Raw genomic sequence first — 14,415 nt, 5'->3', positions numbered from 1 at the left:
CGGGTCAGGCTCCCTTGCGGGTGATGATTCCGATCAGTCGGCCGGTGCGCGGGTCGAGAACCCCGTCGTCGACCGGCAGGCCGAGTTTGCGCGCCAGGTCGGCTCCGTGCACGTCTACAACGGACTCGACCAGGTGCGCCAGCGTGTCGAGCGACACGCGAGCCCGCCGGTGACTCCACAGCAATACCACCGCCGCCGGTGGCAGCAGAGGCCACCAGGCGAAGCCGAGCAAGCCGAACCACAGCCCCCATGCCGCCCACAGCATCGCGTCATCCCAGCCGGCGCGGGCCCGGATGACGTCATCGCGTACCGATGCCGGTAGCAGCAGCCACAGCCGTGGCCACGCCGACGGCAGGTCCAGACCGTACTGGCCGGTGACCCGCTGCTGGAGCGCGGTGACACGGTCGGCCATCCAACCGGGATTGACCGGCGGCAGCAGGGCGATCGCATTGCGGCGCGCCATGGCTTCGTGGAAGAGCCTGTGCTGCGGCGATTCGTCACCTGCGGCGCGGGCGGCGTTGCGCGCGTCCTCGGCCAGATCGTCGGCCGCCCGCCAGCGGTCCTGTCGCCGGATTAGCACGAAGCTTCCCGCGCGACCCCAGTCCGGCCGAAGGCAGGCCCACTCCACGAGTCGTGTAGTGGCTGCGGCGGCCGCGCCGATCGCCGCCCACGCCAGCAGCGCCGCGACACCGACCAGTCCGGCGCGCTCGGCCCGGTCCAGTCCGCCTGGCAGTGGTAGGCCGGTCACCGGGACCTGTCCGAACTCGGCCGTCAGGGCCGCAGCCAGCAGCCACAGGCCTGCTGCGGGGGTCAGTACGTGCCTCCACCCGGTAGGCCGGGGCGTGCCCGCTGTCTCGTACGGCGTCATCCGGTCCTCCGGCTCGGGGTGGCGGATCGTCGGTCGCGGCGCCTGTCGGCACTGCCGATCCGGGTCCTGATGCCCGTCACAGGATCGGCGCGATGCATCCACATCATTACATGCTGCGAGCATCACGCGGACAGGTACCGAAGTGGCCGAAAACCGGTACGGAACGAGCCGCACCGGTGCCCGCCTAACGTGGTGAAATGCGAATGCCGCAGCACCGCGCGGTGCGCACCCCGTGCGGTGCTGCGGTGCGTCAGCGGCCGTGTCGACGCGTCCGAACCGGACCTGGCGCGGGCGGCCGCTGAGCCGCACCGAGTCGATGCGGTGAGAACAAGCTCATCGGATTGCACGCTGTCGGTTACGAGACGGGGACGAGGTGGCTGGGATGTGGCTGGTGCTGTTCGTGTTCGTCGCCCTCGCGGGTGCGGGCGCCTACCGGATCGTGCGGCAGCGTCGGCGCACGGCCGCCGAACGGTGGCTGCACGACATGAGCCGAGGCGGGCAGCGCCTGGCGCCCCGGCCGATCTACCTTCCCGCCGACGTGGTCTCCATGATGAGCCGGTTCGGCCGGTACGAGTTCGGCGCGTCCGACGGCTCGGTCGACGGCGGCCAGGTCTGGACGCAACTACAGGCTCCGCTGTTGCCGTTGGCCCAGCACGACCCGGCGCGTTTGGCGTCGGCACTGGCCGAGCGCGTGCTGCCGGTCGGCGGGTGGGCGGTCGTCGGTGCCATGCGCACCATCGTCGAGCTGCTCGCCTCCGACTTCTCGCACCCCGCTCGGGACGCCCTCTTCGACGCCGGGCTCGCTGTCCTGCGGTCGCGCGGCGTCCCGGCGATCATGCTCAACGGGTACGAGTGGCGGTACTGGCTCGCTCGGCATCCCGGCGACGAACCGTGGCTGGTGGGGCGGCCCGTGCCGACGCCTGAACAGGCACCGGTCCGCGAACTCGACGCTGACGAGGTCCGGCCGGTGGTCCGCTCTTCCGCCGACCGCGACGCCAACCTCATCTACGTCGAGCGCTGCCCCGATGGCGGTTACCGCTCGGTCGTCGACGCGCGTGAAAGCGATGAGGACGCGAACCGCGGGCGGTGGGAAGGCGTTCGCGCCCCGACGCTGCCGCTGCTTTACCAGGCGATCGCCGTATCGTTCCAGGTCCCGACGTACTGGCACGACCCCGAACTGGCACCGTATTTCCCGCTGCCCGAGCCGCGGTGGGATCCGTGACCGCCGGACATACCCCCGCGACATCCATCGGATGGGTGCGGACGTCGTGGTGGCGGCAGGCGCGGGCAGTGCCGATGTCGATGGCTGATCCGCCGGGCGCGCTGTCCTGATGGGAATGAGGCCATCGACTGTTCGCACCGATTGTGGCGGTCGGGCTTGAATTCGGGTGCAAGCACCGGGAAGTCTGGCTACTGAACGAACTGGTGTGGCTACCCAGAGCGGTATTACCTGATCATGTGGGGCCCGCGCCGTGCCTGGTGCACGCCTGTCCTTCGTCCGACCGGCGGATGCCACCCCCGCTTCAACTCCACGCACTCCCGTGAGGTAGGCCAGCATGACCGAGGTGCCGCAGCAGACGGCCGTCCCCGCCGACGAACGACCCTCCCCGCCGGAGGCCCTCGACGACGAGTCCCAGCAGGCCGACGCGCCTGCCGAACCGACGGCTGTCGACGCGGCCCTGGCCGGGGTGCGGGCTGAACTCGCCGCCGTCCGGGAAGGGTTGGCCGCCGAGCACGACCGCGCCGCCGCCCGCGAGCGTGTGATCGACCGCCTGCACGAGGAGAACCAGCGGCTGCGCGGCGGCGAGCTTCGGCTCGCGCTGCGGCCTGTCCTGACGGAACTCCAGCGGCTGCGCAACGACCTGCGGCGCCAGGCGGTCAGCCTGCCCGCGACACTCACCGCCCAGGGTGCGGCCGAGTTGCTGGACAGCTTCGCGTACAGCGTTGAACTGACGCTGGAGCGCTCCGATGTCCAGGTGGTGCGTGCCGAGGTCGGCGACCCGTTCGACCCGGCCCGGCACCGGGCCGCCGGAGTGGTCGCGGCGGACGACCCCGCCCAGGACGGCACCGTCGCACAGGTGTTGGCGGACGGCTACCACGACCTCTCCGTCAACCGGACCACGGCCCACGCCGTGGTCACCGTTTACCGCTGGACCCCGCCCACCGAGCCAGGCCAGGCCTGAGGCCGGCATTCCGCAATCCGTACAGGAGGACTTCATGGCCCAGGAAAACTCCGCCTTTTTCGGCATCGACCTCGGCACGACGTACTCGGCAATCGCCTACATCGACGAAGCGGGCCGTCCCACGGTGATCCGTGATCAGATCGGCGAGAGCGACACCATCCCGTCGGTGGTGTTCTTCGAGACCGCCGACAACGTGGTCGTCGGCACCGGGGCGCGGGCGATGGCGAAGGTGTCGCCCGCGCAGGTGATCGAACTGGTCAAGCGAAGCATGGGCAAGGAGGTGCGGTGGGAGTTCTTCGGCCAGACGCACACGCCGGAGTCCATCTCGGCGCTGATCCTGCGCAACCTCGCCGACTACGCCGCCGAGTTCACCGGCCGGGAGGTCAGGCAGGTCGTCATCACGGTGCCCGCGTACTTCGGCATGCTCGAGCGCAACGCGACCCGCACCGCGGGTGAGATCGCCGGCCTGGAGGTCGTGGGCATCGTCCCCGAGCCCGTCGCGGCCGCCCTGCAGTACGAGGTGGTCGACGGCGCCGACGAGAAGACGGTGCTCGTCTACGACCTCGGCGGCGGCACCTTCGACACCACCGTCATCCGGATCAGCGCCGCCGAGATCACCGTCCTGGTCACCGACGGCGACCAGACGCTGGGCGGGGCGGACTGGGATCGGCGGCTGGTGGAACACCTTCGCCAGGAGGTCGTCGCGGCGACCGGGGCCGGGGACGACGCTGCCGAGGATCAGCAGTTCGAGCAGGAACTGCTGATCACCGCAGAGGCGACCAAGCGGCTGCTGTCGCGGGCCGAGTCGCGTCCGGTGGTGCTGCGGTACGCGGGCAAGCCGGTGCGCATCGAGCTCACCCGCGCCACGTTCGAGCAGCTCACCCAGGACCTCCTCGACAACACCATCGCGATCACCCACCGGACGCTGAAGCTGCTGGGGGAGAAGCTGGGCGTCAGCGAGCCGCGCGGGCTGATCGACGAGGTCCTGCTGGTCGGTGGCTCCAGCAAGATGCCCGCCGTCGCCGCGCGGCTGACCGAGGAGTTCGGCTGGCAGCCCCGACTGCACGATCCCGACCTCGCTGTGGCCAAGGGCGCCGCCCGGTTCGCGCTCAGCCGCGCTGTGTGGCATGAGCCGACTGATGGCGCCACCCGGGCGGCCGAGCCCACCGCGCAAGAGCGGCAGGAGCGGGCCGAGCGGATTCAACGCGAGACCGGCATCTCGGCCGAGGTGATCGCCGCCGTGGCGGAGAAGAGGATCACCAACGTGCTGCCGAAGGCCTTTGGCATCAAGCTCTACGACCCCCGCTCCGGCAAGGGCCTCGACGACCCGAGCGCCTACTTCGTCCAGCACCTTGTGCACGCCAACGACGCCCTGCCCAGCGGGCCGCACGTGCTGGAGGCCGGCACCGTCGTCGCCAACCAGACCGCTGTCGACATCGAGATCTACGAGCAGGCTGGATCCACCGAGAGCGGCGACCTGTCCGCCAACAAGTCCGTCGACCACGGCCGCGGCACCATCGAGCCGCTGCCGCCGCTGCCCGCAGGCGCGCCTATCAACATCACCATGTACATCGACGACGAGGGCCGGCTGTCCGTGCGGGCCGAGGAGCCGTCGTCTCGCCGGGATCTCACTATCCACGTGCAGGTCAACGTGCTGTCCGACGCGGAGATCGAACCGCTGAAGCAGAAGATCAAGACCATCTCGGTGCGGTCCTGAGCCATGGCGTTCGACGCGGCCCGCTACGAGCGGGAGGTGATCGCACCGCTGCGCGGGCTGCGCGGCGGCCTACCCGACGGCGACCCGATGACACGCTACGCCCTCACTCCCGGCATGAGGGACGCCGAGATCGAGGAGCAGCTGCGCCGCGTGCGCACGTTCTGGAACCAGCGCGCCACGGTGAACGCCGCCACGGCCGCGGCGAAGGTCTGCCGACTGCTCCAGGCCGCCGACGAGGAGCGCAAGAACAGCGCCGGTAACCGGATGAACACCGCCGCGTACTGGGCCGAGCAGACCGCCGCCCACCAGGCCCGAGCCCGCGCTGCCGTCGCGGCACTGGCCCAGAACCTCCAGGTGGCCTACGGCGGCGTGGGACGGGTAACCCGTGTGCAGCTCGCTGCTCTGGTCGCCACCTCCGGCCTCGGCGAGCGTGAGGTCGCCGACGCGCTGCGCCAGGCCAAGCTGCGCGTTGTCGACCCGATCACCCTGCCGACCGACTGCGGGCTCGACCGCACCGCGTACAAGGCCCTGCTCGACAACCTGGCCGTCACCGGCGCGCCTACCATCGTCCACCTGCTGCACCCCGGCATCACCGGTTACCGGCTGGTCGGCGGGTTTGTCGCGTCCGGCGGCAGAGCACTGGACGCCGCGACGGTCGATGCCCGGATCAGGGCCGCTGAGACGGCCGCCGATGGCGCCGCGGTGCGCGCGGCCAAGGCGGTGCTCGGCGTCCTGCGCACCGGTCTCCTCCAGGGGCGGGATCTGGCGACGGTGGCACTGTTCCAGGTCGCGGACCGGATGGGGCAGCTGCGTCTGGACGGGCTGCCCGACACCATGCTCATCAGCACCGCCGTCGACCTGGGGCTTGTTCCCGAGGACGCGGACCTGCTGGTGTCCAGCCTGCCAGCGCCGACCGCGTCGCCGACGGCCCGCATCCGCGAACTCGTCGCCGACGGCCGCCTGCGTACGGCCCAGCAGCAGCTGGCCTCCGTGGCCGCGACCGCGACGGACCTCGATGATCTGCGCGCGCTGATCGCGCGTACCGACGCCGCCGTGGCCGACCTCATCGAGCAGGCAGACCAGGCGCTGGCCGCGGGACGGGAAGAGGACGCCGAACGGCTGTCGGGCCAGGCCGCCGCGCTGGCCACCGACGACGACGCGATCGCGGCCAGGCTGCGCGGCCTGCGGCCTCCGCCGCCTCGCGACCTGCGGCTGCGGCCAGGCCGGGTCACCACGCTGACGTGGTCACCACCGCTGACCGGCATCACCGGCCTGCACTACCGGGTCGTGCGGGCGGCGGACTGGCCGCCCGCGTCGCCGCTGGACGGGGTGCTCATCGCCGAGACCGACACCACCTCCGCGGAGGATGCCGACGCCTCCGTCGCCCGCAGGTTCGGCTACGCGGTCTTCGTCGCAGGTGCTGCAGACGTCTGGTCGCGCGCGGCCGAAGCTGTCGTCACGATCATTCCGCCGGTGTCCGACGTGGTCGTGCGCACCGATCGTGACCAGGCCGTCGTGTCGTGGCGAACGCACCCGGCGGTGGTCGCGGTGAAGGTGCGCCGCACCACGGGACGCCCGCCGTCGGGCCCCGCCGACGGCGTGGAGATCCCGGCGGGGACGGCGTCGTTCACCGACACCGCCATCCGCGAGGGCACCGACTACTACTACAGCATCGTTGCGGTGTACCAGGACGAGCGGCTGCACGACGTGCGCTCGCCGGAGGTGCTGGTCTCGGTGGCGCCCCGCCGGCCCGCGGCGGCGGTCGAGGACCTGGCCGTCGAGCCGATCGAAACCGTCGGCGGCTTCACTCGGCTTCGGCTGTCGTGGACGCCGCAGCCCTCGGTCGAGGTGCGCATCCGCCGGGCCGAGCGGCGGCCGGCCTGGACCTGCGGCACCGAACTGCCCGAAGCGGCCATCGGCGAGTTCGGCCACGAGGTAGCCGGGGTCGCGGGCAGCGCCGGCGAACGGTCGACGCTGATCACCGAGGTGCCCGAGGGGTTCCACGTGTACGTCCCGTTCGCCATCGGCGGCACGGGTGCGGTCGTCGGCCGGTTCGTCGCACAGGGCCTGGCCGCACCCTTGAGCCAGGTGAAGGTGGAGCGGCTGGGCGACCGTGTCACCCTGTCCTGGGTGTGGCCGGAGGCGGCCGGACTGGCCGAGGTCACCTGGACTCCCGACACGGGGCAGCGCAGCACCTTCCGCGTGACCCGGCACCAGTACCTCGCCGAGAGCGGTTGCCGGCTGGACGCGGGTCCGGGCGGTGGCACGGTGAGCGTGGTCGCCGTGACCGTGGGGCCGCTGGGCGAGGCCCGCTCCCCGGCCCGGCAGTGTGTGGTCACCGGCCGCCAGGGGCGGCTGTCCTACACCGTGCAGCGGCTGCCGGACCTGCGCCGCCGATTCTCGCGCAGCCGTGTGCTGCGGGTGGTCGCGGAGACCGGATGCCAGGTCGAGCACCTGGTGCTGGTCGCCCGACACGGACAGGTGATGCCGCTGCGACCGGACCAGGGCACGGAGATCCTGCGTTGCTCGGCACTGGACTTCACCGCCGGGCAGGCGCGCGAGTTCCCGTTCGAGTTGCCGGACGGGGTGGCCAAGCCGTACTGGATCCGCTGTTTCATCGTCCCGCCCCACGGCGCGACCATCGCCGACCCGCCCGTCGACCAGCTGAAGGTGTGACCATGCGCAAGATCTCGTGCCCGTACTGCTACCGCCGCGTCCCCGCGTGGGGCCTCTACTACCAGTGCAACGGCCGTGGCTCGGTGGGCCGTGAAGGCTGCAAGGCGGTCAAGGCCGACCCCGACCGCCAGCGTGAGACCGGTTTCTCTCAGCCGGTGCGCCGTTCCTACCCGCCGACCCGGCGATGGCTGCCCTCGCCGCGCCAAGCAGAATGCCCGGACTGCGGCTCGGTCAGCGGCATCCGAGCCTGTCCGCGCTGCCATACCCCGCTGCCGTACGGCTTCGGCGCCTCCCGCAGCCCGCTCATCGCGATGGTCGGCGCCAAAGGCACCGGCAAGTCGGTGTACCTGATCGTCCTGGCAAACGAGCTGCGGGAAGGTCTGCGGCGGCGGTTTCAGGCGGCGGTGCGCATGGCCGGCGACACCCAGGGCGGACTGGACTCCCCGCAGCGCTGGCTGGACGTCAACGTCAGACAGGTGTACGAGAACCGCTCGCTGCCCGCGCAGACCGCGTCGGCGCCCGGCGGCCGCCGGGAGCCGCTGGTGTTCGAATGGCGCCGCCCCCGGATCCGGCTCGGGTTCCTCAAACAGACCGCGACCACCTATCTGTCCTTCTACGACACGGCCGGTGAGGACCTGGCCAGCCTGCGCGGCACGCAGGACCTCGCCTACCTCGACGCCGCCGACGCGCTCATCCTGCTGCTTGACCCGTTCATGCTGCCCCAGGCGCGGGACCGCATCCATGTGCCGGACACCGCGACCACCCGCGTGCCCACCGTTCAGATCCTCGGCCAGGTCACCGAGGCGTTGCGTACCAGCCGGGGCCTGTCCGCGAATCGGAAGATCAGGATTCCGGTGGCCGTGGCGTTTGCGAAAATCGATGCCTTCTTCGAGCTGCTCGACGCCGACGATCCGCTGTTGCGCCCGCACGTACCCGGCCCCGTCTACGACGAGACCGCGGGCCGAACCACCCATGAGCACGTCCGCGCCCTGCTCGACGACTGGGGAGGCGATGACATCGACAGCTACCTCCAGAACAATTTCGCCGACTATCGATACTTCGTGGTGTCCGCGCTCGGGGCGCAGCCGGACTATGCAAACGCCAAGGTCGAGGCAGGTGGAGTACGGCCGTACCGGGTGGACGAGCCGCTGACCTGGTTGCTCAGCAGGTTCCGGGTCGTGTCGGCACGGGAGTCGCGATGAGCGCGGCTTTCGAGACCCTGGTCTACACCGACTGCCGGCCCGGGCAGGGACTGGCCGGCACCGCCGGCTTCCAGTTCCAGGCCCGCTCGTCCGGCGCCGACCAGCAGGCGATGCACCTGGTCGAACGGCACCTGCTGTACGAAGCGCCGGATAACTGGATGGCCGCTCGCCATCCCCCGGAGCAGTACCCGCCGTCGCTGGCGCACCTGTGGGACGACCGCCTGATCACCGCTGCCGGCCGCTACCTCGGCCGCGAGGCCAACGGCGGCAGGGAGGGCAACCAGCTCACCCACGCGATCGTGACCGGCGACCCGGACAGTTACGGCTCGCTCCGGCCGGCGCAGCTGTTCGGAGCCCCGTTCTGGACCGGTTCCCCGGCGGCCACGACGGACTGTCCGCCCCTGCCCGCCGATATCGAGCCGGGCGGATTCGGCGTACAGGAGGCGCAGGACTTCCTCAACAGCTCACCGGATAACGAACGCCTGCTGGCGGCGCTGGTGACCACTCTGGAACGCAGCCACCAGCCCCAGGCGACCCGGATCCTTTTCATCTGCGCCGACCCCGACCTGGTGCTGCGCTGGATCACCCTCGGCACGCTGCTGCTGCCGCAGCGGCGGGCCCTGGCGATCAACTTCAAGGTGTTCACCACACGGCCGACCGTCGGCACCCACCACATCGTCGCCGTGCACCCCGACTGGCAGGTGATCGACGCCTCGGTCGGCAACGACCACGGGTTCATGGTCGTCGACCTGGTCCGGGGCGACTGGAGCGATGTCGAGATCAGTCCGCTGGCCGAGCGCTGGGTGTCGCTGTTCGCCTCGGCCGACCCCTACGACATCCTGGACGCCATCGAGGTGGCGGCAGCCTCCGAGCAGCGGCAGGACCGCGCGCCCGCGATCGGGCTGGCAGCCGTCATCGGACGGCCTCCGGCCCGAGACGAGGTCGGCACGGTGGTCGACTGGCTGCGCAACGGTCCCGCCGGGCAGCGCGAGCTCTACGGGGGCCGGGTCACAGACCTGCTCGTCGACACCGTCGAGCGGTGGCCCGCCGCGGCCCTGGCTGGGCTGGACCAGATCGCGACCGCCGGCTGGCGGGCCGACCGCACCTCGCAGGTGTGGCTGCCCGAGCGCATCGCCGCCGTGCGCGGCGCGTTGCTGACCGCTGAATTGCGGCGGGCGCGCACCCAGGGCCTGGTCGCAGACGGCGCCGTGCCCGTGCTGCCGCCGACGGTCTGGGGCGACGCCGAGCAGCGGGCGGCCGTGCAATCGGTGGCGCAGGCCCTGACGGCGGCCGAGCCGGCCGTGTTCGAGGCCGTCCTGCGCGTAGCGCTGAGATTCGGCGTCGCCGCCCCGCTGGGGCAGGTCCGCGAGGCTGCGCATGCCTTTGTCCGCGAGTGGGCCGACAACCCCCATCGCGGCTACGACCACCGTGCCTGGTCGGCGGGTGAGGGCCTACGCGACCTGCTCCACGACGAACTGCGGGCCAGGGTGCGATTGGGCCCGGAGCACGCCCGGCGCGCCGCGGACGGCTGGTGGGCACACCTGCTGCCGGTCATGGACGCGCTGAACGACGAACTTGACGAGGCCGTCCTGGCCGCCGCCATGGTCCACCTGCCCGCCAACGGGTGCCGCACCCTGATGGAGGAGTTCCTGCCCGGCGCGGTGCGCAAGTCCGCCACCGGTCGGGTCGTGGGGGTGCTGTTCGCGCGCCGACCGGCGAGCCTGCACGAGCTGCGGCTGCTGCTCGAACACGTGCCGCGGGACACGGTGCTGCCGGACCGGGCGGTCGCGCAACTGACCGCGGTCTTGCAGACCGTCGGCGAACTGCCCGAAGCCGAGGTCGAACTCGCTGGAGCGCTGGTCCAACGGGGCAACTACGACGCACCGCCGGGAGTCCGGCGCCTGCTGGACGCGGTCGCGGGGCTGCCGGCTGTGGCCGAGCGCCTGGCTCGAGCGCAGACGTCACGGATGCTGCCCCGGACCGACCTGGCGGCCCTGCCCGGTGCCGTCGCGCGGGCGCGTCAGACCGTGCTGCGCGACGCGCTGCTGACCAACCCCTACCCGCTGGTGGCGCTGGAGGGGCTGGAACTGGTGCCCGGACACGTCGCAGACGCCTACGCGCGGGCGGTCGAGGCGGCGTTCAAGGAGCCACGCGTGCGGGCCGCCAGGGTGACGACCGCGTTCCTGCTGACCGCCTATGCCTGGGGGGACGTGGTTTCGCCGAGGGTCCGCGACAGCCTCGCGGGCACGCTGCGGCGCTGGACCGCGTGGGCCAAATCCGCGGAACTGAACCTGGTCGGAAAGGACCTGCGAGCGCTGCAGTCGCCAACCGTACCCGAGGAATGGGAGAAGTACGTGCGTGAGATCAAGGACGGCGGCTGGCGCACCAAGTTCGGCCGGGGGAGCCGCTGATGCCGTACGTTCTCGCCATCGGAGCCATCGCCGTGGGGGTCGGGCTCTACTTCTGGCTTTGCCTGATCGTGGTGACCGCGGTGTCGCTGCCCATAGTGCTCGTCGGCGTCCCCCTGGCCATGCTCGCGGGCGCCGGGCTGGCGTTCACCCGCGCGACCGGGGTGCTGCGCGGCAACTATCCCAAGACGACACTGGTCACCCCGCAGCACGCCGCGGCCGCCGCGACCGCGCGAAACGCCCGCCGTAGGCGCCGCAAGTATGTGCCGGTCGACGTCGCCTGGCCGCATTACTTCGCCGCGCAGATCATGCCCGACTGCCGAGCCATCGCCGGCTGGGTGGCCGCCGACATCGGCAGCATGTGGCGGGGGACCACGCGACCTCTCACTGGTGATGGCAAGGGCGTCATTCTCGTCTTCTGGCCGTTCACGCTGATGGTGCCGGTGCTTCTGGCTGCAGGTACCGCCGGTGCACTTTTCGGGGTCGCCGTGGTGTTCATGACGGGCGCTCTACTGACCGCGGTCGGCTGGCTGGTCGGGGCCGCCGCGATCTTCGTCACCAGGGCGATCGTCACCGTGTGGCAGTCCGTCTTCCGGGCCCGGGCCAGCTGCCCGAGCTGCTTCGCGGTCACCCGCCTGCCCGCCTATCGCTGCCCCGGCGCGCATCCCGGCGGCGACAACCTGCACCGCTCGCTGCTGCCCGGTCGGCTCGGCATCTGGTGGCGGCGGTGTACTTGTGGCACGAGGCTGCCCACCACGGTCATCCGGGCGCGGCGCCTGCAGGCGGTCTGCCAGCGGTGCAACCATCCGCTGCATGCCGGGGCGGGGATGGCTCGAGATGTGCGGATACCTGTGTTCGGCGCGGCCAGCGCGGGCAAGACTCACCTGATCATGGGCGGGCTGGTGGCGCTGCACGGCCAGAACGAACTCGGGGTACGGGTCGCCTCGGCAGACCACATCAGCGAGCGCACTTTTGAGGGCTACCGCCAGGTGGTGTCGGCCGACGGCGCGGCCGCCAAGACACCGGTCGACCGGGCACCGTTCGCGGTGACCACGCGCATCGAGAAGGACGGGCCCTGGCCGCAGACGCTGGTGCACGTCTTCGACGCCTCCGGCGAGGCACTGGTCAGCCCCACGCGCAATGCGGACTTCAGCTACCTGGACTTCGCCCGCACCCTGCTGTTCGTGCTGGACCCGTTCTCCATCCCTGACGTCCGCGACCAGCTGACGCTGTCCTTCAAAGAGCTGGTGCCGACCGTGAACGCGGCCCTGCTCGACCCGGAGGAGTCCTACAACGGCACCGTCAACCGGCTGCGCGGCTACGGCGTGAAGACCGGTGGGCAGCGGCTTGCCTTCGTTCTGTCCAAGGCGGACCTGCTTGTCCGGCTGCCGATCGGCGAGGACCTGTCGGTCACCCGGTCCGAGAGTGCCGCCGTCCGGCGCTGGCTGTGCGCGCGGCGCCTGGAGAACCTCGTCGACACCGCGGAGAAGGACTTCGGCGAGGTCAGGTTCTTCTTCGTCTCCGCCAAAGACACCACCCGTCACGGTGCTCTCCAGCCGTTTTCATGGCTGCTCGAGTCCGACGGACTCTCCCTCGCCTGAAAGGTCGTGACCGATGACCGGACTTCCCCCCGCACCCGCCGGATACCGTGGCGGACGCGCTCTGTTGCTGACCGCCCTCCTCGTGCTGGGCGCGGCCGCCATACTGGGCGCCGTCACGTCGGCGATGGCTGCCGACTACCGCGACTGGGCCGCGGAGCTGATCGAATCGGCTCGCGGAGCGATGCTTTCGTGACCGGTCCTTCTCCGCTCGGGATCGACCTGGGCACGACCTTCAGCGTGGTGGCGGCCGTGGACGGGCACGGCCGCGCCGAGGTTCTGCGCAACGAGCTCGACGAGCAGACGGTGCCGTCGGTCGTGCATTTCGAGTCGCCCTCCTCGGTGCTGGTCGGCTCGGCCGCGCGCGACGCGGGTGCCCTCGACCCGCAGCACACCGTCGCGCTCATCAAGCGGCAGATGGGCACAGGCCGACTGCTGGAGTTCTTCGGCACCGCCCACACCCCGGAGTCGATCTCGGCCCTCATCCTGCGCGCCCTCGTGCAGGGTGTCGCCGTCGGCCGGACAGGTCCGCAGCCTGGTGCCGGCACGCCGGTGCCTGCGGTGGTCACCGTGCCGGCCTACTTCGGCATTGCGGAGCGGGAGGCGACCCACCAGGCGTGCCTGCTGGCCGGCATCGAAGTTCTCGAACTGGTCAGCGAACCCGTTGCCGCAGCGATCCACTACGGCCTGTCCGGTCCGTCGGAGCACGGCCTGGCGGTCGTGTACGACCTCGGTGGCGGAACGTTCGACGCCACCCTGCTGAAACTCGGTGAGCGCATGGCCGTGCTGGCCACCGACGGTGACGCGGGCCTGGGCGGGGCGGACTGGGACACGCGGCTGGCCGACCACCTGCTGGACCGCTTCACCGAGGCGACCGCGGGGGAGGCCGAACCCGCCGAGGACCCGGCGTTCACCGCCGATCTGCGGCTGGCAGCCGAGCGGCTGAAACGGGACCTGACCCGCGCGCTCGGCCAGCTGGTGACGGTGCGCCACGGCGACCGTGCCGTCAGGGTCTCCGTGACCCGGGACGAGTTCGAGGCGATGACGCGAGACCTGGTGGACCAGACACTGCTGGTTGTACGGCGGCTGCTGCGGCAGGCCGGCCGCGTCCCCGCGGAGGTCGACCGGGTGCTGCTGGTCGGCGGCTCGTCCAGGATGCCCATGATCGCTTCGGCGCTGGCCGCGGAGTTCGGCTGGCGACCGCGCCTGCACGATCCCGACCTTGCGGTCGCCAAAGGCGCCGCATTGCGGGCGCATCACCTGGTCCGGCTCACTCACCCCGGGATCATGCTCGCCCGTGCCGGAGCGGAGCTGGCCACAGTGGTGCCGCGCGGCCTCGGGCTGCTCGTGGAGGACAGCGACGATCCTGCGGCGGCCCGCCTGTTCGTGGACCACGTGATCCGCCAGAACGAACCGCTGCCGATCCTGGACCGCGCCGCCGAACTCGCCACCATCCTGCGGAACCAGGGGCGTGTCAAGATTTCCGTATATGAGCAGGCTGGGGCGGTCGCCTCGCCGGAGGTCGCGCACAACCGCATGGTGCTCGAAGGGGAGCTGATCGGCCTGCCCGCCGGGCTGCCCGCCGGGTCGCCGATCGAGGTCCGGTTCAGCCTGGGTTTGGACGGCCGGTTGGAGCTGACCGCTGTCGAACCGCGCAGCCGCACTTCACTGCGGCTGGAGGCCTGCGTCGAGGGCGTCATTGACACAGCGGCCCGGCAGCAGGCAGCAGGCCGACTCGGTGCCATGTCGATACGTCAGTGACC

General features: G+C 71.2%; 10 protein-coding genes. 9 read left to right on the top strand and 1 reads right to left on the bottom strand.

The features are described from left to right. Positions 1–4: 4 nt before the first annotated feature. Entirely contained in the window at positions 5–1,042 is a 1,038-nt protein-coding gene (locus tag AB0B66_RS09190) for a hypothetical protein (RefSeq protein ID WP_360525386.1), read from the bottom strand. 208 nt (positions 1,043–1,250) lie between these two features. Here AB0B66_RS09190 and AB0B66_RS09185 point away from each other — a divergent pair, with 208 nt between their 5' ends. The 9 genes from AB0B66_RS09185 (at position 1,251) to AB0B66_RS09145 (ending at position 14,413) form a co-directional block, all read left to right on the top strand. Further along, positions 1,251–2,090: a hypothetical protein gene (locus AB0B66_RS09185; protein ID WP_360525383.1), complete on the top strand. Its 840-nt coding sequence runs from the start codon at positions 1,251–1,253 to the stop codon at positions 2,088–2,090. Positions 2,091–2,424: 334 nt separating this feature from the next. Continuing rightward, positions 2,425–3,051: a nucleotide exchange factor GrpE gene (grpE, locus tag AB0B66_RS09180; protein WP_360525380.1), complete on the top strand. Its 627-nt coding sequence runs from the start codon at positions 2,425–2,427 to the stop codon at positions 3,049–3,051. A gap of 34 nt (positions 3,052–3,085) precedes the next feature. After that, positions 3,086–4,768 (top strand): Hsp70 family protein, encoded by a 1,683-nt coding sequence (locus tag AB0B66_RS09175; RefSeq protein WP_360525376.1) that lies wholly within the window; start codon positions 3,086–3,088, stop codon positions 4,766–4,768. Positions 4,769–4,771: 3 nt separating this feature from the next. Next, positions 4,772–7,444 carry a hypothetical protein gene (locus AB0B66_RS09170; RefSeq protein ID WP_360525373.1) on the top strand — a complete coding sequence of 891 codons (2,673 nt, stop codon included), beginning with the start codon at positions 4,772–4,774 and terminating at the stop codon, positions 7,442–7,444. Between the two features lie 2 nt (positions 7,445–7,446). Further along, a complete protein-coding gene (locus AB0B66_RS09165; RefSeq protein ID WP_360525370.1) occupies positions 7,447–8,646 on the top strand; it encodes a hypothetical protein in 1,200 nt (399 codons plus the stop codon). Continuing rightward, positions 8,643–11,057 (top strand): GTPase-associated protein 1-related protein, encoded by a 2,415-nt coding sequence (locus AB0B66_RS09160; RefSeq protein ID WP_360525367.1) that lies wholly within the window; start codon positions 8,643–8,645, stop codon positions 11,055–11,057. The genes AB0B66_RS09165 and AB0B66_RS09160 overlap by 4 nt, the downstream gene beginning before the upstream one ends. After that, positions 11,057–12,655, top strand: a complete 1,599-nt coding sequence (locus AB0B66_RS09155; RefSeq protein WP_360525364.1) for a hypothetical protein — start codon at positions 11,057–11,059, stop codon at positions 12,653–12,655. The genes AB0B66_RS09160 and AB0B66_RS09155 overlap by 1 nt, the downstream gene beginning before the upstream one ends. 13 nt (positions 12,656–12,668) lie before the next feature. Then, the gene (locus AB0B66_RS09150) at positions 12,669–12,848 is read left to right on the top strand and encodes a hypothetical protein (RefSeq protein ID WP_360525361.1); all 180 of its coding nucleotides are present in this window, start codon (positions 12,669–12,671) and stop codon (positions 12,846–12,848) included. Next, positions 12,845–14,413, top strand: coding sequence for an Hsp70 family protein (locus tag AB0B66_RS09145; protein ID WP_360525358.1), 1,569 nt, complete (start codon positions 12,845–12,847; stop codon positions 14,411–14,413). The genes AB0B66_RS09150 and AB0B66_RS09145 overlap by 4 nt, the downstream gene beginning before the upstream one ends. The last annotated feature ends 2 nt before the right edge of the window (positions 14,414–14,415 follow it).

This window comes from Catellatospora sp. NPDC049111 (assembly GCF_040648615.1).
Lineage (GTDB): Bacteria > Actinomycetota > Actinomycetes > Mycobacteriales > Micromonosporaceae > Catellatospora > Catellatospora aurea.
Note: the sequence above shows the minus strand (reverse complement) of the source record. Positions and strands in the feature narration are given on the sequence as shown.